The 24652-nt window shown below is 66.7% G+C and carries 22 protein-coding genes; 12 read left to right on the top strand and 10 right to left on the bottom strand.

The genetic code is table 11. The features are described 5' to 3' along the window. The first annotated feature begins 2 nt into the window (after positions 1-2). The 5 genes from CEX87_RS05010 (at position 3) to CEX87_RS04990 (ending at position 4614) form a co-directional block, all read left to right on the top strand. A complete protein-coding gene (locus CEX87_RS05010) occupies positions 3-1220 on the top strand; it encodes a metal-dependent hydrolase family protein (protein WP_094286283.1) in 1218 nt (405 codons plus the stop codon). Further along, a complete protein-coding gene (locus tag CEX87_RS05005; RefSeq protein WP_064417397.1) occupies positions 1207-1635 on the top strand; it encodes a nuclear transport factor 2 family protein in 429 nt (142 codons plus the stop codon). The genes CEX87_RS05010 and CEX87_RS05005 overlap by 14 nt, the downstream gene beginning before the upstream one ends. Further along, a complete protein-coding gene (locus CEX87_RS05000) occupies positions 1632-2753 on the top strand; it encodes an acyl-CoA dehydrogenase family protein (RefSeq protein WP_064417396.1) in 1122 nt (373 codons plus the stop codon). Before CEX87_RS05005 ends, CEX87_RS05000 begins: the two co-directional genes overlap by 4 nt. Before the next feature lie 36 nt (positions 2754-2789). Continuing rightward, a complete protein-coding gene (locus tag CEX87_RS04995; RefSeq protein ID WP_064397454.1) occupies positions 2790-3557 on the top strand; it encodes an acyl-CoA dehydrogenase family protein in 768 nt (255 codons plus the stop codon). Positions 3558-3726: 169 nt separating this feature from the next. After that, a complete protein-coding gene (locus tag CEX87_RS04990; RefSeq protein ID WP_064426269.1) occupies positions 3727-4614 on the top strand; it encodes a type IV toxin-antitoxin system AbiEi family antitoxin domain-containing protein in 888 nt (295 codons plus the stop codon). A 92-nt stretch (positions 4615-4706) separates the two neighbouring features. Here the strand turns inward: CEX87_RS04990 and CEX87_RS04985 are convergent, their stop codons facing one another. Together CEX87_RS04985 and CEX87_RS04980 are read right to left on the bottom strand one after the other, a co-directional pair. Next, on the bottom strand, positions 4707-5489 hold the full coding sequence (locus CEX87_RS04985) for an enoyl-CoA hydratase (RefSeq protein WP_064346535.1): 783 nt from the start codon (positions 5487-5489) through the stop codon (positions 4707-4709). A 12-nt stretch (positions 5490-5501) separates the two neighbouring features. Then, on the bottom strand, positions 5502-6677 hold the full coding sequence (locus CEX87_RS04980) for an acyl-CoA dehydrogenase family protein (protein ID WP_064397158.1): 1176 nt from the start codon (positions 6675-6677) through the stop codon (positions 5502-5504). A 122-nt stretch (positions 6678-6799) separates the two neighbouring features. Between CEX87_RS04980 and CEX87_RS04975 the strand changes: the two genes are divergently transcribed. The 4 genes from CEX87_RS04975 to CEX87_RS04960 all read left to right on the top strand — a co-directional run bounded on the left by CEX87_RS04975 (position 6800) and on the right by CEX87_RS04960 (position 10922). Continuing rightward, complete coding sequence (locus tag CEX87_RS04975; protein ID WP_082693919.1) at positions 6800-7516, top strand: TetR/AcrR family transcriptional regulator; 717 nt, start codon at positions 6800-6802, stop codon at positions 7514-7516. 310 nt (positions 7517-7826) lie between these two features. Continuing rightward, positions 7827-8957 carry a cytochrome P450 gene (locus tag CEX87_RS04970; RefSeq protein WP_233151298.1) on the top strand — a complete coding sequence of 377 codons (1131 nt, stop codon included), beginning with the start codon at positions 7827-7829 and terminating at the stop codon, positions 8955-8957. Positions 8958-8997: 40 nt separating this feature from the next. Further along, complete coding sequence (locus tag CEX87_RS04965; RefSeq protein WP_064397164.1) at positions 8998-9834, top strand: mycofactocin-coupled SDR family oxidoreductase; 837 nt, start codon at positions 8998-9000, stop codon at positions 9832-9834. Between the two features lie 8 nt (positions 9835-9842). Beyond that, on the top strand, positions 9843-10922 hold the full coding sequence (locus CEX87_RS04960) for a phosphotransferase (protein ID WP_064397165.1): 1080 nt from the start codon (positions 9843-9845) through the stop codon (positions 10920-10922). A 9-nt stretch (positions 10923-10931) separates the two neighbouring features. Here CEX87_RS04960 and CEX87_RS04955 read toward each other — a convergent pair whose 3' ends face one another. Next, entirely contained in the window at positions 10932-11903 is a 972-nt protein-coding gene (locus tag CEX87_RS04955) for an NADPH:quinone oxidoreductase family protein (protein ID WP_064397167.1), read from the bottom strand. A 137-nt stretch (positions 11904-12040) separates the two neighbouring features. Between CEX87_RS04955 and CEX87_RS04950 the strand changes: the two genes are divergently transcribed. Beyond that, the gene (locus CEX87_RS04950) at positions 12041-13474 is read left to right on the top strand and encodes a WS/DGAT/MGAT family O-acyltransferase (protein ID WP_094286281.1); all 1434 of its coding nucleotides are present in this window, start codon (positions 12041-12043) and stop codon (positions 13472-13474) included. Here CEX87_RS04950 and fadD12 read toward each other — a convergent pair. Both fadD12 and CEX87_RS04940 read right to left on the bottom strand, forming a co-directional pair. Then, positions 13471-15078 (bottom strand): acyl-CoA ligase FadD12, encoded by a 1608-nt coding sequence (gene fadD12, locus CEX87_RS04945; protein ID WP_066808174.1) that lies wholly within the window; start codon positions 15076-15078, stop codon positions 13471-13473. The genes CEX87_RS04950 and fadD12 overlap by 4 nt on opposite strands. A gap of 3 nt (positions 15079-15081) precedes the next feature. After that, entirely contained in the window at positions 15082-15888 is an 807-nt protein-coding gene (locus CEX87_RS04940; protein WP_064397173.1) for a lysophospholipid acyltransferase family protein, read from the bottom strand. 94 nt (positions 15889-15982) lie between these two features. Here CEX87_RS04940 and CEX87_RS04935 point away from each other — a divergent pair, with 94 nt between their 5' ends. Together CEX87_RS04935 and CEX87_RS04930 are read left to right on the top strand one after the other, a co-directional pair. After that, positions 15983-17068, top strand: coding sequence for an NAD-dependent epimerase/dehydratase family protein (locus CEX87_RS04935; protein ID WP_094286279.1), 1086 nt, complete (start codon positions 15983-15985; stop codon positions 17066-17068). Between the two features lie 18 nt (positions 17069-17086). Further along, on the top strand, positions 17087-17929 hold the full coding sequence (locus tag CEX87_RS04930) for an SDR family NAD(P)-dependent oxidoreductase (RefSeq protein WP_064397179.1): 843 nt from the start codon (positions 17087-17089) through the stop codon (positions 17927-17929). Positions 17930-18010: 81 nt separating this feature from the next. Here CEX87_RS04930 and CEX87_RS04925 read toward each other — a convergent pair whose 3' ends face one another. From CEX87_RS04925 to CEX87_RS04905, 5 genes are all read right to left on the bottom strand, one after another. Then, positions 18011-18817, bottom strand: a complete 807-nt coding sequence (locus tag CEX87_RS04925; protein ID WP_064397181.1) for an SDR family NAD(P)-dependent oxidoreductase — start codon at positions 18815-18817, stop codon at positions 18011-18013. A gap of 122 nt (positions 18818-18939) precedes the next feature. Beyond that, on the bottom strand, positions 18940-21348 hold the full coding sequence (locus CEX87_RS04920) for a CaiB/BaiF CoA-transferase family protein (protein ID WP_094286277.1): 2409 nt from the start codon (positions 21346-21348) through the stop codon (positions 18940-18942). Continuing rightward, complete coding sequence (locus tag CEX87_RS04915) at positions 21348-22298, bottom strand: enoyl-CoA hydratase/isomerase family protein (RefSeq protein ID WP_094286275.1); 951 nt, start codon at positions 22296-22298, stop codon at positions 21348-21350. The genes CEX87_RS04920 and CEX87_RS04915 overlap by 1 nt, the downstream gene beginning before the upstream one ends. Before the next feature lie 6 nt (positions 22299-22304). Continuing rightward, positions 22305-23447, bottom strand: coding sequence for a M24 family metallopeptidase (locus CEX87_RS04910; RefSeq protein ID WP_064397187.1), 1143 nt, complete (start codon positions 23445-23447; stop codon positions 22305-22307). Continuing rightward, the gene (locus CEX87_RS04905; protein ID WP_198957164.1) at positions 23448-24623 is read right to left on the bottom strand and encodes a M24 family metallopeptidase; all 1176 of its coding nucleotides are present in this window, start codon (positions 24621-24623) and stop codon (positions 23448-23450) included. Positions 24624-24652 lie beyond the last annotated feature (29 nt).

Here is a 24652-nt window from a genome sequence, read left to right as displayed (position 1 = left end):
GAGTGCTGACCCTCAAAGCCGCGGGTCTGCTCGACGTCGACGCCGGCGAGATCGTCCGGCCGGGAATCGTCCGGATCGACGACGACCGCATTGTGGGCGTCGGTGGCTCAGCCGAGGGCGACGTCATCGATCTCGGTGACGCCATCCTGCTGCCCGGTCTGATGGACATGGAGGTCAACCTCCTGATGGGCGGCCGGGGCGAGAACCCCGGCCTGTCCCAGGTCCAGGACGACCCCGCGACGCGGGTGCTGCGGGCCGTCGGCAATGCGCGACGCACCTTGCGAGCGGGTTTCACCACGGTTCGCAACCTCGGGTTGTTCGTCAAGACCGGCGGGTACCTGCTCGACGTCGCGCTGGGCAAGGCGATCGACGCGGGCTGGATCGATGGTCCGCGGGTGATCCCGGCGGGCCACGCGATCACCCCGACCGGGGGGCACCTCGATCCGACGATGTTCGCCGCGTTCATGCCCGGCGCGCTGGAACTGACGGTCGAGGAGGGCATCGCCAACGGCGTCGACGAGATCCGCAAGGCGGTGCGCTACCAGATCAAGCACGGCGCGCAGCTGATCAAGGTCTGCGTATCCGGCGGTGTGATGTCGCTGACCGGAGAGGCTGGCGCACAACACTATTCGGACGAGGAACTGCGGGCCATCGTCGACGAGGCACACCGGCGTGGGCTGAAGGTGGCCGCGCACACCCACGGAGCCGAGGCGGTCAAGCACGCCGTCGCATGCGGTATCGACTGTATCGAGCACGGCTTCCTGATGGACGATGAAGCCATCCAGATGCTCGTCGACAACGACCGATGGCTGGTGACCACGCGCCGCCTCGCCGAGGCCATGGATGTGTCCCGGGCTCCGAAAGCGCTGCAGGACAAGGCCGCCGAAATGTTCCCCAAGGCGCGTACGTCAATCAAGGCCGCATACGAAGCGGGCGTGAAGATCGCGGTCGGCACCGACGCCCCGGCCATTCCGCACGGCAAGAACGCCGACGAGCTCGTCACGTTGGTGGACTGGGGTATGCCACCCGCCGCCGTGCTACGCGCGGCGACCGTCGTCGCCGCCGATCTGATTGGCGGAACCGACCTGGGTCGCATTGCCGAGGGGTACCTCGCGGACATCATCGCGGTCCCCGGTGATCCCCTGACCGACATAGGGGTTACACAGGATGTCAACTTTGTAATGAAGGGCGGTAAGGTCTTCCGACATGACTCGAACTGACGATCTCGTCGAGATCCAGCAGCTGCTGGCCAAGTACGCCGTCACCATCACCCAAGGCGATATCGAGGGCCTGACGTCGGTGTTCACCCCCGACGGGACGTACAGCGCGTTCGGCTCCACCTACACGCTCAACCGGTTCCCCGAGCTCGTCGAGGCCGCACCCAAGGGCCTGTTCATGACCGGCACGTCGCTGGTGCATCTCGACCCCGACGACGCCGACAAGGCGTCGGGCACTCAGCCGCTGTGCTTCATCGAGCATTCCAAGCACGACATGCGCATCGGCTATTACAACGACACTTACGTCCGCACCGACGAGGGATGGCGGCTGAAAACCCGTGCCATGACGTTCATTCGGCGCAGCGGCGACCACGACTCCGGCCGACCTCACGCGATCGGAAGGCCGGAAGCAGGATGACAGAGCTCTTCGAGCCGGCCGCGTTCCGTACCGCACTGCGGGAATGGCTCGACGCCAACGACCTGACCCCTTCCGACGACGACTCGCTCGACGCGCATCAAGCCCAGCACCTGCGAGTGCTCAAGGCGTTGTACGACGCGGACTGGATGCGCTACGGCTGGCCGGAGTCGGCCGGCGGGCTGGGCGGCCCCGACATCCTGCGCGCCATCGTCGGCGAGGAGGTCGTCGGACGCGGTCTCGACCATCCGGGCCCGTACTCGATGCTCGACGTGCTGACACCGACCATGATCGATTACGCGCGGCCCGAACTGGCCGCCGAGATGGTGCCGCGGTTGCTGTCGGGTCAAGAGTCATGGTGCCAAGGCTTTTCCGAACCCGGTTCGGGCAGTGACCTGGCGTCGTTGACGACCCGCGCTGTGCCCCAAGGTGACAACTGGGTGATCAACGGCCAGAAGGTGTGGACCAGTTTCGCGCAGTACGCGACGCGGTGCATCCTGCTCACCCGCACCGGCGACACGAACACGCCCAATCACGAGGCGATCACCGCGTTCTTCGTCGACCTCGATTCCCCGGGTGTCTCGGTGCGCCCGTTGCGCACCATGCACGACGTCGACGAGTTCTGCGAGGTGTACTTCGACGACGTCGTGGTGCCTGCGGATCGCATGCTGGGTAATCCCGGGGACGGTTGGAAGCTGGCGATGGACCTGCTCCCCTACGAGCGTTCCACCTGCTTCTGGCAGCGCATCGCCTACCTGTACTCGCGCTTCGACGATCTCGTCAACGAAGTCAAAGGCCTTGGCACCGCGTCGGATTCCGACCTCGGCGAGGTGTACCTCGCGCTGCACACAGTGCGTTGCCGTTCGCGCGCCACCCAGCACCGGCTGGGCGAGGGACAGAAACTTGGCGCGGACACCTCGATCGACAAGGTACTGCTGGCAGGCGCCGAACAGCGGCTCTACGACACCGTGCGCGATCTGCTGCCCGGGCGCATCGAACTCGACGACAACACCTGGCGGACCGAGTACCTGTATTCGCGAGCGGCAAGCATCTACGGCGGAACCGCCGAGGTGCAACGCAACATCATCGCCCGTCGCCTGCTCGATCTCGGTAAGGAGTGAGGAGTGGAATCCGGTTTGGACGCCGAATCACTGGCGATGCTCGAGGACACCCTGCGCAAGACGATGCTGTCGGTCTCCGGGGCGGAGTTGGACGCGGCACTCGCGGAACTCGGTTGGGCCGAGATGCTGGCCGACACGCCCGACCAGGCGATTCCGCTGGTGTTCCGGCTGCTGGGCGAAACCGGTTCGCACGCTTCCGTTCTCAACGATGTGCTGCTGGAGACCATCGGCGGACTGCCCGGCGGCACACCGCCGATGCCGTACACCGGCGGTGGCTGGGTGGTGTGGGAGCGCACGGCCAACACCGAGCCGACGCTGGGTGACCTGCCGCTTCGCCGCGTGCCCGACGGCGAGTTGATGCGGATGGGCGAGGCGCGTCGCGCGGTGGGCTGGTGGCTGGTCGGTTCGGCACGCGGAATGCTCGCACTGGCCCGTCAGCACGCACTGGATCGCGTCCAGTTCGGTAAGCCGATCGCGTCGTTCCAGGCGATCCGGCACCGGTTGGCCGAGACGCTCGTGGCGATCGAAGGCGCCGAGGCGACGCTGGGCCTGCCGGGAACGGAGAGTGCGGACCTCACGGCGATGCTGGCCAAGGCGGCGGCGGGTAAGGCGGCGATGACGGCGGCCAAGCACTGCCAGCAGGTGCTCGGCGGCATCGGCTTCACCGCCGAACACGATCTGCACCGGCACATCAAGCGGGCCCTCGTGCTCGACGGATTGCTCGGTAGCTCACGCGAACTCACCAAGAGGGCCGGAGCCGGCCTGCGGGCCAGAGGCTCAGTCCCGAGACTCGCCCACCTGTAGCCCGCCGGTCTCCTCGTTCCGCGAGCGTGCGTGTCTGCACACGACACGCCACGGAATTTCGACGCTTCGCGCACGCTCGCGAACCACCGACCGTGCACAACACCAGATTCATCCACAACCGTGTTCTTCGCGGCCGAGGTGTTGATGCGTCGGCGCGACGATTGCGGTCATGGATACCGCCCTGAGGCAGTTGTTCGATGAGCAAGGTGGCGTGGCGACCACCGGCCAGATTCTGGCGATCATTCCCAGGTACACGTTCGAATCGATACTGAAAGCCAAGTATCTGGAGCGACTCTGTCACGGTATCTACTGTCTCGGCGAGCCGACGGACGACCTGCGGCTGCGCGGCCTGGACCTCTCGTGCGGCACAACCGTTCCGGTATGCCTGTCGACTGCGGCCGCGCTGTTCGGCTTCGACACCGAGGAACCCGACGAACTTCACGTCCTCAATCCGCCCGGTCACCATTTGCGCAAGGCAGACGGTCTGGTCGTGCACCGCCGCGACGGCGCGCCGCTGGTGCAGGCCGCCGGGCGGCTCGCCACGTCCCCGGCGTGGACCGCGATCGAAGTGGCCCGCGCCTTGCGACGGCCGCGTGCGCTAGCAACACTCGACGCCGCGCTCCGCTCAGGCACCTGCAACCGGGCGGAGTTGTGGCGCGCGGCAATTCGACAGGCCGGTCGGCGCGGCATCGTCGCGGTGCGCGACCTTCTGCCTCTCGCCGACGCGCGCGCCGAGTCGCCGATGGAAAGTGAAGCGCGACTTGCGATGATCGACGGTGGCTTGCCGATGCCCGAACTGCAGTACGAGGTTGTCGACGGCAACGGACAGCTACGGCGTCTTGACTTCGCCTGGCCCGACTTCGGCGTCGCGGTCGAGTATGACGGCATCGATTGGCACACCGAACCCGACGTTTTGCGCAACGACCGTCGGCGTCAACTCGCCTTGCAGGACGTCGGCTGGACCGTCATCGCGATCGTCTTCGACGATGTGCGACACCGGGCGTCGGAATTTGTAGCGAGGATCGACCGACAACTTCGTCACGCTCGCGCCGCGTGAGCGCGCGCAAAGTGTCGAAAATCCGCGGCGTGTCGTGCGCAAACACGCACGCTCGCGGCACAAAGGTAACGCGCGCTCCGCGTCACAAAGGGTTACTGGATGCTGGCTTTCATCTCGTCGAGGTTCACCAGCACCGGCCATCCACCGACACTCAGCGCGTTTCCGTGGCCGGTCTGGTGGATGTCGAACACCGACTGGATGGCGGCGTAGAACCCCTGCACGTCAAGCGTCTGGTTCACCGCACGCTTGGCTTGGCGCAGCGCGAACGGTGACATCTTGGCGATCTGCTCGGCCATCGCCCTGGTCTCCGAGTCGAGCTGGTCGCGAGGCACCACCTTGTTCACCATGCCGGTGGCCGCGACCTCCTCGGCCGTCATAGCGCGGCCGGTGAACAGGATCTCCTTGGCCTTGCGCGGTCCGAGTTCCCAAGTGTGTCCGTGGTATTCGACGCCGCCGATGCCCATCAGCACCACCGGGTCCGAGAACTGGGCGTCGTCGGCGGCGATGATCAGATCGCACGGCCAGCACAACAGCAGGCCACCGGAGATGCAGCGGCCCTGAACGGCGGCGATCGACGGCTTGGGCACATTGCGCCAGCGCAGCGTGTACTCCAGATAGCGCTTGGCCTCGTGCTGGATGATGAACTCCAGCGTGATCTTGTCCGGGACCGGTCCCCCGCCGCGTAAATCGTGCCCGGCCGAGAAGTGCTTCCCATTGGCGCGCAACACGATCACCGACACCTCGGGATCCTCGGCCGCGCGGGTCCACGCCCCGTCGAGTTCGTCGAGCAGTTCCGGGTTCTGCGCGTTGGCGGCCTCTGGCCGGTTCAGGGTGATGGTCGCGATGCGGTCGGCGACCTCGTATTCGATGTACACGGTGCAGTCCTTTTAGTTTCGAGGCAGTCCCAGCAAGCGCTGGGCGATGATGTTGCGTTGAATCTCTGAGGTGCCGCCGGCGATCGTGCCGCCGAAGGTGCGAACGTAGCGTTCGAACCACCCGCACCGGTACAGCTCCAGATGCTGTGCGCTGTATGGGCCGGAAAAGTTCGGCGCGGGCAGCGCGTCGGTCCCCGCGGCGGCCAGCGCGTACTCGGCCGCCGACTGCGACGCCTCCGAGCCGAGCAGTTTGAGCACCGACAGGGCGGGCACATCCTCATCGCCGCGCGCGGCACGGGCGAGTGCCACCGAGCCGAGCAGGCGCAACGCCTGGTTGTCCATCACCAGCTCGGCATACCGGTCGCGATCGAGTGCGGAGATGGGACGGAAATCTTCGACCAGTTCCTGCAGGCGGTCCGCATAGCTGAGCCACAGCATGTTTCGCTCGTGCCCGAGCGAGCCGTTGGCGACCCGCCAACCCTCGTTCAACGGTCCCACCAGGTTCTCGGCGGGCACCCGGACGTCGTTGAAGAAGACCTCGTTGAAATCCAGGTCGTCGTTGCCGCACAGCGACGCGAATGGACGTCGCACCACCCCCGGCAGGTTCGTCGGGATCATCAGCACGCTGATGCCCTTGTGCTTGGCCGCTTTCGGATCGGTACGAACGAATGTCAGCAGGACGTCGGCGTCGTGTGCCCCCGAGGTCCACACCTTCTGCCCGTTGACGACGAAATGGTCCCCGTCGCGCACCGCGGTGGTGCGCAGCGACGCCAGGTCCGATCCCGCGCCCGGTTCACTCATCCCCAGCGACGCGGTGATCTCCGCGCGAAGGATCGGCACCGCCCAGCGCTGCTGCTGTTCGGGTGTCCCGAACGAGATCAGCGATGCCGAGATGATCCCGACGCCCTGCACGTTGTAGGTCAGATACACCCGCCTGCGCGCCAGTTCCTCTTGATGGACGTACTGCTGCAGGATCGTCGCGTTGCGCCCGCCGAACTCCGGCGGGTAGCCGGGCAGCAGCCATCCGTTGTCGAACATCAGCCGTTGCCAGTCCCGGGCCCAGCCCGGCACGTCGCTGCTGGACCGCGACCGCTCCAGGGCGACGGCATCGGGGGGAAGATGTTGGTCGAGGAAGGCGTTGAATTCGGCGCGGAACGCCTCGACATCAGCATCGAAGGTGAGCTGCACGGGACTCCCGCCGGATCAAATCTTTGGTAGGACTATTGTTATCTCCAAAATGAGAATACTATTCTCATCGTGAGAAAGTTACAATCTCTGACACGTTGGCCGCGAGGGGGTCGAGGACCGCAATGGCGAGACGTTCTCCGGTACAGTCAGTTCATGTTCTCCCCACCCGGCCGGCGTCTGAGCCGCCGGTGACAAGCCCCAGCGAGGAGCCTGCCTGGAAGCAGCGCGCGGTCGAACGGTCGATCAAAACCGCGAAGCTACGGGCCGCGCAACGCGTACAGCGCTTCCTGGACGCCGCGCAGGCGATCATCATCGAAAAGGGCAGTACCGACTTCACCGTCCAAGAGGTCGTCGATCGCTCGCGGCAATCGCTACGCAGCTTCTACCTGCAGTTCGACGGTAAGCACGAGTTGCTGTTGGCCCTTTTCGAGGACGCACTGAGCCGGTCGGCGGACCAAATCCGCGCAGCCACCACCACCGAGGACGAGCCGATCGAGCGGCTGAAGGTCGCCGTGCAGTTGCTCTTCGAATCCTCGCGTCCGGACCCGACGGCCAAACGCCCGCTGTTCACCGACTTCGCCCCTCGGCTCCTGCTCTCGCACCCCGCCGAGGTCAAGATCGCACACGCGCCGCTGCTCGCGCTGCTGACCGAGCTGATGGAAGAGGCCGGTGAGGCAGGCCAGCTGCGGGAGGGCATCAACCCGAAGCGGATGGCGGCCATGACCATGCAGACGGTCATGTTCGTGGCCCAGTCCAACGGTGCCGAGGACGGCACCACGCACCCGATCACCGCCGACGAGGTCTGGGACTTCGTCTCGCACGGATTTGCCGCCAAGTAGGCGGAGAACTCCGTTCTCACCTCTGGCGCGAGAATCGCGTTCTCGTTCCCACCGCGCCCCGAAACCGAGCCTGACAACTCGTGCGGAGAATCGTATTCTTCTGAGCGAAGAGCTTAAATATTCCGTTTTGAATCCCGTATTGACACTCCTTCGGAGCGAATGCCAGAGTTGTGAGACAAATGCCAGCCCACTGTCTTATGCGACCTGACCGGCGAGAGGCGATCCGGTGACGATCAGCGCTGAAAATCCCGACGTACACGATGCGGAACAGGACGAGTTGTACTACGACCCGTACAGCGTCGAGCTCAACATGAACCCGTACGCGGTCTTCGCGCGCCTGCGCGAAGAGGCCCCGCTGTACTACAACGCCAAACACGACTTCTACGCGTTGAGCCGGTTCGAGGATGTCAACAAGGCCGTCATCGACCACCAGACCTTCATCTCGGGTCGCGGCGCATTGCTCGAGATCATCAAATCGGGGATGGAGATCCCCCCGGGCACACTGATTTTCGAAGATCCCCCGATCCACAACATCCACCGCAACCTGCTGTCCCGGGTGTTCACCCCGCGGAAGGTGCAGGCGCTGGAACCCCAGATCCGCGAGTTCACCGCCGGTTGCCTGGACCCGTTGACCGGCACGGACAAATTCGACTTCGTCAACGATCTCGGCGCGCAGATGCCGATGCGCGTCATCGGAATGCTCTTGGGCATACCGGAAGCCGACCAGCGCCGCGTCACCGAGCACGGTGAGGCGACGTTGCAGAGCGACTCAGTCGATCTGATGGCCAGCGGTGAGGTGTTCGCCGAATTCATCGACTACCGCACCGAGCATCCCTCCGACGACATCATGACCGACCTGCTCAACGCCGAGTTCGAAGACGAAACCGGCACCCGTCGCAGACTGCGCCGGGAAGAACTGCTGATGTACCTGACGGTCATCGCCACCGCGGGCAGCGAGACGACCACGCGCTTGATCGGTTGGGCCGGCAAGACACTCGCCGACTACCCCGACCAGCGCGCCGAATTGGTCGCCGACCCAGCGCTCATCCCGCAAGCGATCGAGGAGATCCTGCGCTGGGAACCGCCGGCGCTGCAGATCGCCCGGTACGTGACCCGCGATGTGGAGTACTACGGCCAAACGGTCCCCGAGGGATCGGCGATGCTGATGCTGGTGGGCGCGGCCAATCGCGACCATCGCCGCTTCCCGCCGAACGGCGACGTCTTTGATATCCACCGAGAACTGCACTCGCACATGACGTTCGGTGCCGGAACCCACTTCTGCATGGGTAACGCGCTGGCACGCCTGGAGGGCCGGATCGCGCTCGAGGAAATCCTCAAGAGGTTCCCGACCTGGGAGGTCGATTGGCCCAACGCGCGCCCATCGCCGACCACCGCGGTCCGCGGCTGGGAAACCATGCCCACCTTTGTCAACTCGAAGTAGAACCCAAACCCCCTGTTACGACAACGAATTGAGGTAACCGATGACCGGACGCGTTGAAGGCAAGGTCGCTTTCATCACCGGCGCCGCCCGCGGCCAGGGCCGCGCCCATGCCGTACGGCTGGCGCAGGAAGGCGCCGATATCATCGCCGTCGACATCTGCAAGCAGATCGACAGCGTGCAGATCCCACTGTCCACGCCCGAAGACCTCGCCGAGACCGCCGATCTGGTGAAGGGCCTCAACCGCCGCATCTACACCGCCGAGGTCGACGTCCGCGACTTCGATGCGCTCAAGTCCGCCGTCGACACAGGTGTTGAGCAGCTCGGCCGGCTGGACATCATCGTCGCCAATGCCGGCATCGGCAACGGCGGAGCCACGCTGGACAAGACCAGTGAAGGCGACTGGACGGACATGATCGACGTCAACCTCTCCGGCGTCTGGAAGAGCGTCAAGGCGGGCGTGCCACACATCCTGGCCGGCGGCCGCGGCGGTTCGATCATCCTGACCAGCTCGGTCGGCGGCCTGAAGGCCTACCCGCACACGGGCCATTACGTTGCCGCGAAACACGGTGTGGTGGGCCTGATGCGGACGTTCGCGGTCGAGCTCGGCGCACAGAACATCCGCGTCAACTCCGTGCATCCGACCAATGTCAACACGCCGCTGTACATGAACGAGGGGACGATGAAGCTGTTCCGTCCCGACCTGGAGAACCCGGGCCCCGACGACATGAAGGTCGTCGCGCAGATGATGCACACGCTGCCGATCGGCTGGGTGGAGCCCGAGGACATCGCCAACGCCGTGCTGTTCCTGGCCTCCGACGAGAGCCGCTACATCACCGGGGTGACGCTGCCGGTCGACGGCGGCAGCTGCCTCAAGTAGGCACCCAGATGACCGCTGCCGAGCTGTCGCTTCCGCGCAGTTGGGAGGAGATCACACCGGGGTGGATGACGGCCGCGCTCGGGAAGCACTTCCCGGGCGCCACCGTCGAGGACGTCAGCGTCGCGCTGCGCGACGACGGCACCAATCGCCGGGCGCGGCTGGCACTGAAGTATTCGACGGGGTCGGGCCCGAAGACGGTGTTCGCCAAGGCCGTCGACCCCGACCACGCCGAGCTGGTCGCTCTCACCAGCGGCTTGTTCCACGAACCGCGGCTGTTCAGCTCGGGTGTGTTGCTGCCGCTTGACCATCCGACCGTCTACGCCGCGTTGATCGACGAGCCCGGCTCGAACTTCGTGATGATCATGGAGGACGTCGTCGCGCGCGGCGCCGATCCACGCGACTCCACCCGGCCGATGTCGGTCGAGCAGGTCGCCAACGGCGTCCGTGGGTTGGCACGTATGCACAGCCAGTTCTGGGGTGAGCGGCTGACCGCGAACCCGGCGCTGGACTGGCTCGAGCCGTTCGTGGCGTTCGAAGGACTCGAGCATGCGCCGCTCGACATCGCCCGCGATCGACTGGGCGACACCGTCTCCTCTCAGATACTCGGCCTCAGCGGCACCGATTTGTTCGTCGACATCTGGGCCCGCTACATCGGCACCCTGACTGGATCCTCGACGTCCGCCCCGACCCTGCTGCACGGCGATCCGCACATCGGCAACACCTACGTGCTGCCCGATGACGAGGTGGGGTTCCTGGACTGGCAGATGGCGCGGCGCGGCAACTGGTCCCTGGATCTCGGCTACTTCCTGCAGGGGGCGCTGACGATCGAGGACCGCAGGCGGGCCGAGCGCGACCTGCTCGACGAGTACCGCGCAGCGCTCACCCTGCCCGCCGCCGAGCTCCCATCGGCCGAGGAAGTGTGGCTGCGGTACCGCGCGTCGGTCGCACACGGGCTGGCCATCTGGATGGCGACGCTCTCCGGCGGCGACGCATGGCAAGGCGCCGACATCTGTCTGGCGCTGGCGCAACGGTATTCGGCGGCGTTCATCGACCTCGACACCCGCGCCGCGCTGGCTGCTCTGGACTAGGCGCACGACCTAGATGTCGATGACGACCTTGCCCAATGCCCTGCGCTCGGCGACGTGACGCAACGCGGCCGCGGCGTCCTCGAGCGCAAACCGGGCGCCGATGTGGGGACGGAGCTTGCCCTCGGCGTACAGGGCGTGTAGTTCCTCGTCGTCGCGTACCACCTCTTCCGGGTAGTCCGACGCAAAGGTTCGGATCTCCATGCCGCGGACTGTAATACCTTTCAGTAGAACCAGATTGAGCGGAACAGATGGGATCTCGCCGGCCGCGTAGCCGAGCGTGACGAAGGTTCCGCCCCGCCCGAGGCCGCGCAGCGCGGGCAGGGAGTACGGTCCGCCGACGGGGTCGACGACGATCTGGGCGCGGGCCCCGCCGGTGATCTCCTTGATTCGATCACGCAGACTTTCGCGGTCGTAGTCCACACACGCTTCGGCGCCGCGCTCGCGGCACAGATCGAGCTTCTCTTGACCCGAAGCCGCCGCCAGCACCCTGCCGCCGAGCAGTCGCGCGATGTCGACCGCGGCGAGTCCGACGCCCCCCGCGGCACCGAGCACGACGACCCAGTCACCCGGTTGCACCGGCGCGACGGTACGCAGGGTGTAGAACGCGGTCTTATAAGTGACGCCGAACGCGGCGGCTACGGCGTACTCGACGCCGTCCGGAATCGGCGACACCGCGCGTGCGTCCACCACCGCCTGCTCGGCGAAGGCCCCGACGAATGTCGTCGCCGTCACTCGGGAACCGACGCGGCAGTCGACGCCGTCACCGACGGCGATCACCTCTCCTGCCATCTCGCTGCCGGGGCTGAACGGTGGCGGCACCTTGACCTGGTAATTGCCGCCGATCAACAACACGTCGGGATAGTTGACCGCGGCCGCGCGCACCCTGATCACAACCTGGCCGGGTTCCGGTGTCGGATCGGGAAGTTCGTCGAGCACCAGATCTTCGGGCTGGCAGTACTCCCGGCACACGATCGCCCTCATCGGCCCACTCCAATCGTTCGACCTACTAACAATAGCCAGGGACAGGCGCTGGCTGCCCGCTTACCGAAACCCCCCGATCATGACCTTCGGAGTGGTTCGATGGACACTTGGGCTCCGAGGCTGCAGGGGGTGGGGATATGAAGCGACTCAACGGTATGGACGCCATGCTGCTCTACAGCGAGACGCCCAACCTGCACACGCACACGTTGAAGGTCGCCATCATCAACGCCGCCGACTTCGACGGCGAATTCACCTTCGACTTGTTCCACCGCACCATCGCCCGGCGGCTGCACCTGCTCGACCCGCTGCGCTACCGGCTCGTCGACATTCCGTGGAAGTTGCATCACCCGATGTGGCTCGAGGACTGCCCGGTCGACCTCGACTACCACCTGCGCCGCGTACACGTGCCGAGCCCAGGTGGCCGCCGCGAGCTCGACGAGGTGATCGGCAAGATCGCCAGCACACCGCTCGACCGCAGCCGCCCGCTGTGGGAGTTCCACTTCGCTGAGGGTATGGCCGACGACCGGTTCGCACTCATCGGGAAGGTGCACCACACCCTGGCCGACGGTGTGGCGTCGGCGAATCTACTTGCGCGGCTGATGGATCTCGCGGACGGTACGCAGAACGAGCACGAGGACTACGCCCTCTGTGACGCCCCGGGGCGATCCGATCTGGTGAAGGTCGCGATGCGCGACCACGCGTCGAACGTGGCCGCCCTTCCTACGCTCGCTCGCGACGCGGTGCGCGGGTTCACCAAGTTGCGGCGCCGCGCCAAGGAGCGCGCCGATCAACCGGAGCTTGCCAAGATGTTCCGCACACCGCCGACGTTCCTCAACCACGTGGTCTCGCCGGGACGCACATTCGCCACGGCGTCGCTGTCGCTGGCCGAGGTCAAGGAGACGGCCAAACAACTAAAGGTGACGTTCAACGACATAGTGCTGGCCACCGCGGCGGGCGGGCTGCGCGAACTGCTGTTGCGATACGACGGGCGCGCCGACCGGCCTCTGATGGCGTCGGTCCCGGTGAGCACCGATCTGTCCCCGGACCGGATCACCGGCAACAAAATCGGTGGCCTGTCGGTATCGCTCCCCGTCCATATCGACGACCCGCTCGAACGAGTGCGACTGACGTCCGTGGCGACGGCGCGAGCCAAGGAGAACTACGAACTGCTCGGCCCCAAGTTGCAGGGCCAGTTGATGGAGTACCTCCCTCCCCCACTGACACCGACGCTCCTCCGCTGGCAGAGCCAACGAGCCAAGCACAACCCGCTGATGAATGTCGCGGTGTCGAGCGTGCCCGGACCACGCCGCCGCGGCCACATCGGCGGCGCCCCGGTGAGCGAGATCTACTCGATCGGCGTGCTGTCGGCCGGCAGCGCGTTCAACATGACGGTGTGGAGTTACGTCGACCAGGTGGACATCTCGATCCTGTCCGACGACAGAACGTTCGACGACATCCACGAGGCCACCGACGCCATGGTGCACGGCCTCGACGAGATCCGCTCCGCGGCAGGGCTTCCCGCGTTGTCCGTGGTGGGCACGGCGATGGCACCGGCCCCTGCGGCCCGCTAGTCGACCAGGTCGAGCAGGTCCTTCCGAGCCACCTTGCCGGTGTTGCCGCGTGGGAGTTCGTCGAGGACGGTGATCTGCCGCGGCACCTTGTAGTTGGCGAGGTTGTCACGGACGTGCTGCTTGAGGTCGTCGGGGCCGGCGCTTCCGCCGTGGTTCAGCACGACGAAGGCGACGAGGCGCTGACCGTACTGCTCGTCGTCGACGCCCAGCACCACCGCCTCCTTGACATCGGAGTGCTGGGCCAGCGTCTTCTCGACCTCGATCGGGTAGACGTTCTCGCCGCCGGAGACGATCATCTCGTCGTCGCGGCCGACCACGAACAACCGCCCGGCTTCGTCGAGGTAACCGACGTCTCCCGACGCCATGAAACCGTCGTGAAAGTCCTTCGTCTGGCCGGAGGTGTACCCGTCGAATAGCGTGCCGCTGCGGACGAAGATCTGACCCGTCTCGCCAGCGGGGAGTTCGTTGAAATCAGCGTCGTAGATGCGGATCTCGGTGCCGTCGGCGGGGGTCCCGGCCGTGTCGGGAGCCGCGCGCAGGTCGGACGGCGTCGCGGTGGCGATCATGCCCGCTTCGGTGGCGTTGTAGTTGTTGTAGATCACGTCGCCGAACCGGTCCATGAACTTGATGACCACGTCGGGCCGCATCCGCGAACCTGACGCCGTCGCGAAGCGAAGTGACTTGCCGCTGTAGCGGTTCAACACCTCGTCGGGAAGGTCCATGATCCGGTCGAACATCACCGGCACGACCGCCAGACCGGTTGCCTTGTACCGGTCGACCAGCTCCAGCGTGGCCTCGGGGTCGAACTTGCGGCGGGTGACGATGGTGCAGGCGAGCAGCGCGGCGAACAGCAGCTGCGAGAAGCCCCACGCGTGGAACATCGGCGCGACGATGACGGTGGCCTCCTCGGCGCGCCACGGTGTTCGGTCCAGCACCGCCTTGAGATCGCCTGCGCCCCCACTGCCTTGACCGCGTTTGGCGCCTTTCGGGGTTCCCGTGGTGCCCGAAGTCAGCAGGATGATGTCGCTGTTGCGTTCGGTGGCGGCGGGTCGCTTGCCGAGATTGGACTCGATGAGCTGATCGAGGGTCAGGCCGTCGGTAGCTTCGTCGGTCCAGGCGAGGATCCGCGTCGCGTCGGGTTTGTCGGCCATGGCACGGTCGACGATCTCGGCGAACTCCTCGTCGAAGATGACGACGTCGGCGCCTTCTCGATCAACCACCTCGGCCATGGCCGGACCCGCGAACGAGGTGTTGAGGAGTAGCACGTCGGCGCCGATTCGGTTCGAGGCCACCAGGGACTCGATGAAGCCGCGATGGTTGCGGCACATCACGGCAACGGTTTTCGGTGTGCCGCCGGGAAGGGCTTGCAGCCCGGTGGCCACCGCGTCGCAGCGATCGTCGATCTGCTTCCAGGTCAGGGTGCCGCGCTCGTCGACGAGTCCTGGGCGGTCCGGGCAGCGCTGCGCGGCCGCGGCGAAGCCGACCGTCGCGGTCATGCCCACGCGACGCATAGCCGCGCCCATCCGTAGGTACTTATCGGGCCGCAGCGGCGCGATCAAGCCGGCCCGCCACAGCGTCTGCACGAGTCCGAGAACGTCAGCCATCGGTCAGCCCAGAACCGGGAATCGGCGTTCGGCGGCCAGTTCGTCGAGCGCGGCTTGCATCACGGAGCGCACGTGCGCATCAACCTCCTTCACGTCGGGGTCCTTTCCGAACTGCTCGACCACATTGATCGGCGGCAACACCCGCGTGGTGATCTTGGCGGGCAGCGGGAGGTTCGGCGGGAAGAACACCGACACCCCGAACGGGAATCCGACACTGATGGGCAGGATCTCGGCGCGTAGGCGCTTGAGTCCGATGCGTCGGGCGATCGAGTCGCCACGCGCGAGGAACAGCTGTGTCTCCTGAGCGCCGATCGACACCATGGGCACGATCGGCACGTCAGACTCGACAGCGGTCCGGACGTATCCCGTGCGGCCCGCGAAGTCGATGACGTTCTCGTTGAACGTCGGCCGGTAGGAGTCGTAATCCCCGCCGGGGAAGACCAATACGACGGCGCCCTCGCGCAACGCTTTGGCGGCGTTCTCCCGATTCGCCCCAATGACACCCGCGCGCCGCAACAATGTGCCGACCGGCCCGACGAAGATCGCGTCGTGTCCGAGCGTGTAGACGGGCCGGTCGAAGCCGAACGTCTCATAGAAGGCCGGAGCGAAGACCAGCACGTCGGGCGTCAGCATGCCGCCAGAGTGGTTCGACACCAGCAGAGCGCCGCCGGCAGCGGGCATGACGTCCACGTCGCGCACCTCGGCGCGGAAGTAGCGTTTGATAAGCGGGCCGACCGTGTTGACGATGCCCCGGGTGAACGCGGGATCCCACTTGGCGACTTCCGGCTTCTGCGCCCCGTTGCTGTTCATGGCGTACCTGTCATACCCCGCGCCGCCCCTCCCCTAGACCTGAACATGCTACTTTCGTAAAAAGAGAATGTCATATTCGCAGGTGGGAGGCGCAATGACCGGGGCGATATTGGTGACCGGCGGCTTCGGCCTGGTGGGTTCGGCGACCGTACGCAGGCTGGCCGAACTCGAACGCTCCGTCGTGGTGGCCGACCTGGACACCCCTGCGAACAGGAAGGCACAGGCGAAGCTGCCACGGGGCGCCACCGTACGGTGGGCCGACCTGACCGACGAGGCTTCGGTGCAGCGGCTGGTCGCCGACGTCTCGCCCGACGCGATCATCCATCTGGCCGCGGTGATCCCGCCGGCGATCTACAAGAACCCCGGGCTCGCGCGGCGCGTCAACGTCGAGGCCACCGCGACGCTGGTGCGCATCGCCGAACAACAACCCACGCCCCCGCGCTTCGTCCAGGCGTCGAGCAACGCGGTCTACGGTGCGCGCAACCCGCACAGGTCGACCGCTCCCGTGCGGGCCGACGATCCGATGCGGCCGTGCGATCTGTACAGCGGCACCAAAGCGGAGGCCGAGGCGATCGTGCGCGCCTCGAGCCTGCCCTGGGTGGTGCTGCGCCTGGGTGGTGTGCTGAGCACCGACCCCAACGCGATGCCGTTGAGCGCCGACGCCCTGTACTTAGAGAGTTTGCTTCCCACCGACGGCCGCCTGCACAGTGTCGACGTCCGTGACGTCGCGTGGGCCTTCGCCGCCGCCACCACGGCCGACGTCGTCGGGGAGATCCTACTGATCGCCGGCGACGACTCGCACCGCATCCGCCAGGGCGACGTGGGCACGGCGCTGGCTGCGGCCCGCGGCCTTCCCGGGGTGCTGCCGCCCGGCAGGCCCGGAGACCCCGACCGCGACGACACCTGGTTCGTCACCGATTGGATGGACACCACCCGCGCGCAGGAAGCGTTGCGGTTCCAGCATTACTCGTGGCCGGACATGCAAGCCGAGACCGCCGCCAACGCAGGCTGGACGCGTTACGCGGCGCGATTGCTGACACCGCTTGCGCCGCTTGCGCGTGCGCTCCTCGAGCGTCGGGGCGCGTACCGCGATACGCCCGGCCGGTATGCGGACCCGTGGGCGGCGATCCGGGCCCGGCTGGGCGAGCCGGCATGGGATCGCCCTCGCGATCTGAGCTGACCGCCTAGTCTTCGGCGGGTGGATACGTTCAACGGACGCACGGCGGTCATTACCGGCGGCGCAAGCGGAATCGGTTTGGCCGCCGCACGCGAATTCGCCGGGCGCGGAGCCCGCATCATGCTCAGCGACATCGACTCGGCCGCACTCGACCGTGCGGTGGCCGATCTGCGCGCCGACGGCGTCGACGCCCGCGGCGTGGTGTGCGATGTGCGCAAGTTCGACGATGTCAACCGGTTGGCCGACGAGGCGTTCGACGTGTTCGGCGACGTGCACCTGGTCTTCAACAATGCCGGGATCGCCTACGCCGGCCCCATCGCCGAGACCAGCCATGACGACTGGCGGTTCGTCATCGACGTGGACCTGTGGGGACCGATCCACGGCGTCGAGGCGTTCCTGCCGCGGCTGATCGCGCAGGAAGCCGACAGCCACATCGCGTTCACGTCGTCGTTCGCCGGACTGATTCCGAATGTCGGCCTGGGCCCCTACTGCGTCGCCAAGTACGGCGTCGTCGCGCTCGCGGAGACGTTGTCGCGCGAGGTGCGCGCCAACGGCATCGGTGTGACGGTGTTGTGCCCGATGATCGTCGACACCAACCTGCTGGCCAACACCGAACGCGTGCGCAGCGAGGATTACGGTCCGGCCACCGCGTCGGGGGCGGACTCGGTTCAGCAGTTGGCGTCGGATCCGAGCGACGACTCCGTGCTCAACGTCGACGAGGTGGCCCGCCTGACCGCCGACGCGATCGAAGCCAACCGGCTCTACGTGCTACCGCACCGCGCGGCACGCGGCTCGATTCGACGCCGCTTCGAGCGCATCGACCGCACCTTCGACGACCAGTCCGCCGCGGGCTGGACCCACTGACGGGAACTCCGCCGAGACGGCGGTTTCTGACGAAAACCGTGCGAATTTCGTCAGAAACCGTAGTCTCGCGACGCGACCGGGCTAGACCGGACCCAGCGTCGGCCTTCCCGTCTGCGGGTGGTGATACCAGCCGCCCGCCGCGTGGGTCCCGCCGTCGACGTGGATCGTCTGACCGGTGATGTAGCTCGCCATGTCGGAGGCCAGAAACACTGCCGCCGAGGCGATTTCGTCGACATGTCCCGGTCTGCCCATCGGTATGCCAGGAGCGACGTCGTGGTTCAGCGTGCCGCCGGAGATCTGCATGAGCCCCTCGGTCAGGGTGAGGTCCGGCGCGAGGGCGTTGACGCGGATGCCGTGTGGGGACAGTTCGAACGCCGCGGTCTGGGTGTAGTTGATGACGCCGGCCTTGGCCGCGGCGTATGCGGCGTATCCCGGTGCGGCGCGCACACCCTCGATCGACGTCACGTTGATGACGCTGCCGGGCCTGCCGGCCTCCACGAGACGGCGCGCCACCCGCTGGGTGCACAGCAGCACGTGGCGCAGGTTGGCCTTGTACAGCGCATCCCAGCCGTTCTCCGTGGTTTCGAGCATCGGCGAGAAGAAGGTGCCGCCGGCGTTGTTGACCAGGATCGACACCTCGCCTAGCGCATCGGCGGTCTGCTGAAGCGCCGCGTCGACCTGCGCGCTGTCCCGTACGTCGACCACAATCCCCAGCGCACCGAGACTTTCGGCGGTCGCGGCACAGGTTTCCGGGTCGCGCTCCCAGATCGCGACGGACGCCCCGAAGGCGGTGAGCCCTTCAGCGATTCCCTTGCCGATGCCCGCGCCACCGCCGGTGACGACCGCAACGCGGCCGGTGAGCAGAATGTTCGACGGATCGATGGCCATCGGTCGAGGCTAGCGACTCGCTGCGCGCCTAGCACCGACATTGCGGTGAGGGTCGTTCACCGGCCCACAGCCCTGGTTGCAATCTCGGTGATAGGCGCCCGTTGCGGTCATTCCTGCGCCCGTCAACCGGTCTTCGTCGTGCGAATGGTGAGACCCGCGGGCGCGTTTCCGATGACCCCCTCCTCCTCGAGCGCCGTGATCTCGTCGCCGCTGAGCCCGAGCGCGGTCAGCACCTCGTGGTTGTGCTGTCCCAGCAGCGGTGCGGGACTGCGATGGTAACTCCGGACGGACGCGATGCGCATGGGCAGCGTGCTGTGTCGGGCCGGAGGGTTGACGGGATGGTCGACCTTCTCGTAGAAGCCGCGGTGCACCAGCTGCTCGAGGTCGCCGACGCGGTGCGGTTGCATCACCTTGGCCACCGGAACCCCGGCCGCCCAGAGTGTTTCGACGATATCGTCACCGGTGCGGTCGGCGCACCACGCGCCCAGGTGCTCATCGATGGTGTCCTGGTTGCGCCGACGGCCGTCGGCCGTGGCGAGCTCGTCGGTCGCCCATGCCGGCCGCCCGAGGGCATCGACCAGGCCCGCCCACTGCTCGTCACTGGCCACCGCGATCGCGACCCAATCGTCCGGGCGGCCGAACTCGTCGAGCTCGCCGGTGCGGTAGAGGTTCTGCGGCGCCGCGGTCGGCCCGCGGTTGCCCTGCCGCTGCAGCAGATTTCCGTAGGCCGAGTATTCGATGACCTGCTCGGCGGCGACGTTGAGCGCGGCGTCGACCATCGCGGCCTCGATCCGGACCCCCTGTCCCGTCCGTCGCCGGTGCGCCAGCGCGAGCAACAGCGCGTTGAGACCGTGCACCCCGGCGTTGGGATCGCCGACCGAATAGGGCTCGACCGGGTTCTGATCCGGATGCCCCGTCAGCCAGGTGATTCCGGAGCAGTCCTCGATCACGTAGGCGAACGCGGGCTTGTCGCGCCACGGCCCGTCGAGCCCGAATCCCGGCATGCGCATCATGATCGCGTCGGGTCGCAGCCGGTGCAGGGCATCGAAGTCCAGACCGATCTGGTCGAGCACCCGCGGGGTGTAATTCTCGACGATGACGTCGCAGGTCGTGATGAGCCGGCGCAGCAGCTCCACGCCGCGCTCGGAACGGATGTCGAGCGTGACGCTCTTCTTGTTGGTGTTCAAGCCGGAGAAGATCGGCGAGCGCTCCCACCACTGCTCCTCGGTGATCGGCACCCCGGCGATGAGCCGCGTGCCGTCGGGTCGCGCGGTGGACTCGATGTGGATCACCTCGGCGCCCAGCAAGGCCAGCATGTGGGTGCACGACGGGCCAGCCCAGAAGCTCGTCATGTCGAGCACCCGTAGCCCCTCGAACATTGTTCGCGAAACCCCACCCAGGGTCGTGATCTCGGCGGAATCGCGACCCTGGTGTACCGTTCGCGAACGGTACAGGGCGGTGTGCTCGCCGAGCCGGGGCGCGGGTAGCGGCGCGCGCAGCAGCGACGGCGTGGTGCGGTACGGCGGCCCGGGCTGGGTGAAGCCGTCGCGCGGATTGGTGACGAACGTGCCGCGTTCGACGAACTGGTCGAAATCCGTGACAGTGGCGCCGTTTCCGACCGGTGCGTTCGGAATCCGAAAGGCGCTGGACAGCTCGAGGATGTCCTCGACGCGGTTCTCTTTCACCCACTCGTAGATCTGCTCGGCGTGGATGTTGGCCTGTTCGGTGATGGACAGGTCACCGCCCTCATCGATCCATTCGTCGTGGCCGACCATCGCGCACAGGTCGAACCACTGTTGCGCGGTGCCGCACCCCAACGCCACCAGCCCGTCGGCCGCGGACGCGACACCTGGCACGGTCAACCGGCGGCGGTCGCGGAACGGGCGCCCGAGAGCGTCGTTGAACGACACCGAATAGTAAGTCAGGCAGAGGATCTGGGCCTCGAGGATCGAGACGTCGACCAGACCCGACGCCGCCGTCGTACCCGCCGCCGCGTATGCGCCCGCCAGCCACTCCCCGATCTGGCCCCCGACGAACAGCGGCGCGCGATACTGTGCGCCCCGGCCCAGCCCGATCACGCCACCCGACCACGCCTGCAGGGTGAACTCCGTGGCGGGCTTGTCCGCCCACGGCCCCTCGAGCCCGAAAGGGGTGATCGCTGTGACGGTCAGATGACCGTATGCATCGGCGAGTGCGGCGGGGGTGAACTCGTCGACTTCGGCGACCGCCGATCCGCGCGACCACACCACCGCATCGGCGGCTGACAGCAACCCGCGCAACATGTCCAGGTCGGCGGCGACGTCCGGGTCGACGACGACGCTGTGTTTCGAGCAGGCCAGGAAGCTGAATAGCGCACCGTCCCTTTCCGGCTCGATGCGTGCACCCGACGCGGACCAGGTTCGCAGCGGATCACCGTGCGGCGACTCCACTTTGACCACCGTGGCGCCACCGTCGGCGAGTAGTTTGGTGGCGTAGCCGCCCGCGATTCCGCTCGACAGGTCAACGACGGTGTACTCGTCCAGCGCCGGCACTAATCCTTCTTTCTGCGGTTGGCCTTGCTCAACCGGAACTCGGGCGGAAACCTGTCGTCGTTGTCGTTGACGGCGTCCGCAAGGCCCACATCGATCGCGTCGGCAAGCATGAAGTCGTCGCCGTCGGGTCGCGCCGCGCCGCCCATCGACTCGAACATCGCCGACAGCAGGCTGCCGAGGTATTCGCCCTGGAACTGCTTGACCACCTCGAAGAACATCTTTTGCTGAAACACACTGTCCACCGGTCGGTTCCGTGCACACGCGTGGGCGTACTTCGCGACCTCGGCCTCGAGCTGGTCGCGCGGAACCACCTTGTTGAGGAAGTTGCACTCCTTCATCTCGTCTGCGGTGAACGGGCGACCGGTATAAACCATCTCCTGGAACGGTCGCAGCCCCATGGTCATCACCCAGGTCCACATCCGCGGGCCCCAGCCGAAGTACCGGAACGACGGATGGCCGAACAGCGCGTCGTCGCTGGAGATCACCAGGTCCGCGTCCGCGCACTGGTAGAAGTGCCAGCCGTAGCAGTACCCCTTGGCCTCGACGATGCTGATCTTCTTGAGTTCCTGCAACGCCCGGTTGCCCGCCGCGACGTTGGCGTACCACTGCCCCATCGTTGCGCCGTGCCGGAACGATCCCTTTGGTGGATAGGTGACGTTCGGATCGTCCACCCGCAGCTCGGCCAGCCGCGCGTCGTCGTCACCCGCCATGAACTCCGGCAGATCCGCGCCGCTGCCGAGATTCTCGCCGACACCGCGGATCACGACAACCTTCACGTCGTCATCGACGGTGGCGCCACGCAGAAGGTCGGCGTACCGCAACCGTGCAGCCGACGTCGGTGCGTTCAGGTATTCGGGCCGGTTGAACGTGATCGTCGCGATCTTGGTCGCCGGGTCCTTCTCGTAGAGGACGATTTCCTCAGGGGCGGGCCGACTCCCGGGTTCCGACATGTCGCGTCAACCGATTCCGACGCCCGCACCACTCCAGAGCGGGCTGGAGGTCAGCACCTCGGCCCCGTCGGCGGTGACGTGCACGGCGTCGCGGGTGAAGACCGCGCCCACGCCCTGCTGCCAGACGTAGCCGCTGACCGCGAGCACCATGCCGGGTTCGAGCAGTTCGTCGGCGATGGTGGCCCGCAGGGCCGGGGTGACGACGGGCGAGTCGTAGCCCAGACCGAGGCCGTGGGCGACGGGCATCGCGGGCAGCGGCTCACCGGCCGCCTCGTAGGCGGCGAGCAGGCCACTCGCGGGACGACCCGGCTGACAGGCGTCCAAAAGACTGTCCCACAGACGGTTCCAGCGATCGTAAAGCTGTGGGACCGCAGACCCCTCGACCTCTCCGACCGGCCATGTGCGGCCGACTTCGCCGACGTAGCCGTCGGCCAGCGCACCGGCAGAGAACGCCACCAGGTCGCCGTCCTCGATACGGCCGTCGGTGCGAGCGCGCCGCCACGGGTGTTCCTTGCTGGTCACCCAGGCTCCGTCCTGAGTGGCGGGCGTGGTGACCCCACCGGCGGCCATCGCCTCCATCAGCGCACCGGTCAGCGACTTCTCGGTCGTCCCGGCCGCCAACTCGGCGCGCGCGGCGTCGAGCGCCGCCTCGGCCACACTCAGCGCACCGCGGAGCACCGCGATCTCGTCGGCGGTCTTGATCCGGCGCGCGGCCCGCAGCGCCGGTTCGGCGTCGACGATTTCGGCGTCGGGGAACGCCATCGGCAGCAGCTGCGCGAATGTCGGTGTCAGCGAATCGGTTCCCACCCGTTTGGCGGTGGCGGCCCCGGGCAGCGCCTTGAGCACGTCAACGAGCGTCATCGGGTTCCACGCCAGCCCGTACAGGTGGTCGTGGGGAATCTCGTCGGGGATGCCCTCGTCCCAGGTGCTGTTGAGGTGGATCTCACCGGTCGAGCGGACGACCTCGCAGATTGGTCCGAACGGCCGGGTACCCGCCACCCACAGCTGCGGGGCGCCGGTCACGTAGCGCACGTTGGCCTGCCGCCCCAGCACCAGGATGTCGATGTCGCGTTCCTCCATCTGGGCCAGCGCGCGCTCGCGGCGGCCCCGTCGCAGATCGGCTGCGTCAGGGAGAATCTGGAGTGCCATTCAGTTCCGTCCGTAGGGGGCGTAGGGGTAATCGGTGATGGACTGGTATCCGTCGTCGGTGATGACCACGATCTCCTCGCTCCGGTAGCCACCGGTGCCGTCCTCCCACACCACGGGTTCGAGCACCAGCAACATCCCGGCAGGGAACACGAAATTGTCGTCGAACTCCTCGCCCAGATCCGTTCCGATCATGGGCATTTCGGCGGCGTTGGTGCCGATGCCGTGCCCGAGGTAGAAGTGTGGCAGCCACGGCTTGGTGCCACCGTTGGCGGCGATGCCCGCGCGGGCCAGGTCACCACTCGTCGCGCCGGCCTTGGTGACCGACAGCACGGCAGACAGGATCTCCCGCCACTTCTCGAACTGCGCGTGCTGGCGGTCATTCGGCTCGTCGCCGACCAGCCAGGTGCGCCCGAAGTCCGAGCAGTACCCGTTGTAGGTGATGCTGACGTCGGTCCACAACACGTCACCGCGTTCGAGTTCGCGTTCGGTGGTCAACAGCGGCAGCGCCAGGTCTCCGGTGGTGGTCCACACCGAACCGCTGGTCTTCGTCGTCGGCATCACCTGCCAGATGGCCTCGAGCATGTTGGCGGTCGCGCCGAGTTCGAACGCACGGCGCACGAACGCCGCCGAGAGGTCGACCTGCCGCACACCGGGGGCCAGCGCCTTCTGCACGTCGACCATCGCCTCTTCGGTGATACGGCAGGCATGGCGGACGCATGAGATCTGGTCGGGCGTCTTGACCAGCTTGGCAGGCCCTACGACCTGCGCGGCGTCCGACGGCGGACCCGAAGGGAACAGCGCTGCGGATGCGCGGCGCATGGCGCCGGTCAGCTCGTCGACCGCGATCTTGCCGCCAGCGGGAACCAGGTCGGCCAGCACCTTCGCGAATTGTTCGACGCCCTCGTCGAATTCGAGGTAGAGCGGGCCGTGCACATGGTCGTCGGGCACTTCGCACTGCGACGAGGACCCCTCCCGCAGCGGCATGAACAGGTGCGGGTGTGGGTCGTCGGCGAGCACGATCGCCACCGGACGTTCCACGTGTGAGAGCCCGGCGTCGAGCAGCGGCCAGCTGATACCGGTCGCATACACGACGTTGCCGTTGCCGAGCAGGACCAGTGCGTCGACACCCTTGTCCATCATCGAATCACGCAGTCGCGCCCCGCATTCCCGGTACATCCGGGCGAGGTCGGGAAGGTCCGGAATGT

Origin of the sequence: Mycobacterium lehmannii (genome assembly GCF_002245535.1) — a bacterium.
Classification (GTDB): domain Bacteria; phylum Actinomycetota; class Actinomycetes; order Mycobacteriales; family Mycobacteriaceae; genus Mycobacterium; species Mycobacterium lehmannii.
Note: the sequence above shows the minus strand (reverse complement) of the source record. Positions and strands in the feature narration are given on the sequence as shown.